General features: G+C 42.8%; 1 protein-coding gene. It reads left to right on the top strand.

What is annotated here, in order from left to right; translation table 11 throughout:
- On the top strand, window positions 1–1,661 hold a 1,661-nt coding region (locus QM406_RS09995), incomplete at its 5' end, for an LPXTG cell wall anchor domain-containing protein (protein WP_414274118.1).
- Between the last annotated feature and the right edge of the window lie 94 nt (window positions 1,662–1,755).

Genomic DNA, 1,755 nt, shown 5'->3' with positions numbered 1-1,755 from the left:
TTACAGAACCAGGTCAACCAGCTGTAGAAGTTCCAGTAACAACACCAGCTAAGGTAACACCAGAAACACCAGCTCAAAAGACACCAACACTAGATGTTGAACAAGATCCTAAGACAGGTGACGTTACAGTAACACCGAAGAGACCAGATGGCTCAACATACCCACCAGGAACTACGGTAGAAATCCCAGGTAAAGATGGCAACCCAATCAAAGTAACAATCGGTGAAGACGGTAAAGGTAAAGTACCAAACAGTGACCTACCAGACGGTAAAGTACCAGGTACAGCTAAGATTACTGAACCAGGTAAACCAACAGTTGAAGTTCCAGTAGAAACTCCAGCTAAGGTAACACCATCAACACCAACAACTGAAACACCAAGCGAGATTGAAATCACACGCAAACCAAATGGTGATGCGATTGTAACGCCTAAGAAACCAGATGGCTCAACATACCCATCAGGTAGCAAGGTAGTGATTCCAGGTGAAAATGGAACAACAATCCCAGTAACAATCGGCGACAATGGTTCAGGTGAAGTACCAAATGACAAGCTTCCTAAGAAAGATGTCCCAGGTACAGGAACAGTAACCGAACCTAACAAGAAACCATCACAACCAGTGGATGTAACAACACCAGCTCAAAAGACACCAACACTAGATGTTGAACAAGATCCTAAGACAGGTGACGTTACAGTTACACCGAAGAGACCAGATGGCTCAACATACCCACCAGGAACTACGGTAGAAATCCCAGGTAAAGATGGCAACCCAATCACAGTAACAATCGGTGAAGACGGTAAAGGTAAAGTACCAAACAGTGACCTACCAGACGGTAAAGTACCAGGTACAGCTAAGATTACTGAACCAGGTAAACCAGCAGTGGAAGTTCCAGTAACAACACCAGGTAATGTAACACCAAATACACCAAGAACTGAAAAACCAGGTAAGATTGAAATTACACGCAAACCAAATGGTGATGCAGTCGTAACGCCTAAGAAACCAGATGGCTCAACTTACCCATCAGGCAGCAAGGTTGTGATTCCAGGTGAAAACAACACACCAATCGAAGTCACAATCGGCGACAATGGTTCAGGTGAAGTACCAAATGACAACCTTCCTAAGAAAGATGTCCCAGGTACAGGAACAGTAACCGAACCGAACAAGAAACCATCACAACCAGTGGATGTAACAACACCAGCTCGTAAGACACCAACAGTAGAGTTGGATAAAGATCCTAAGACAGGTGACGTTACAGTAACACCTAAGAAACCAGATGGCTCAACATACCCACCAGGAACTACAGTAGAAATCCCAGGTGAAGATGGTCCAATCACTGTTGAAATCGGTCAAGATGGTAAAGGTGAAGTACCAAATGACAAGCTTCCTAAGAAAGATGTCCCAGGTACAGGTAAGATTACAGAACCAGGTAAACCAGCTGTGGAAGTTCCAGTAGAAACTCCAGCTAAGGTAACACCGGTTGCAGTTAATCCGAATGTAGATCACGGAGATACTACAGCTACTAATGATAATGGAGCTAAGTCAAATGATTCTCAAAAAGTATTGCCAAATACTGGTACTGAATCAAATGCGACTCTTGCATCTCTAGGTCTTCTTGGTATTCTAGGTGGTCTCGGACTTGCTCTTGGAAAGAAAAAAGAAGACTAAAAATTTAGTCAAATAAACATTCATTCTTTTGTGTTATAAAGACAAACTAGATTGGTTCTGGGAATCATGTTAGTCGTAAAATAAAAAGAATGTT

Source organism: Streptococcus infantis, from assembly GCF_047465035.1.
GTDB lineage: Bacteria > Bacillota > Bacilli > Lactobacillales > Streptococcaceae > Streptococcus > Streptococcus infantis_T.
Note: the sequence above shows the minus strand (reverse complement) of the source record. Positions and strands in the feature narration are given on the sequence as shown.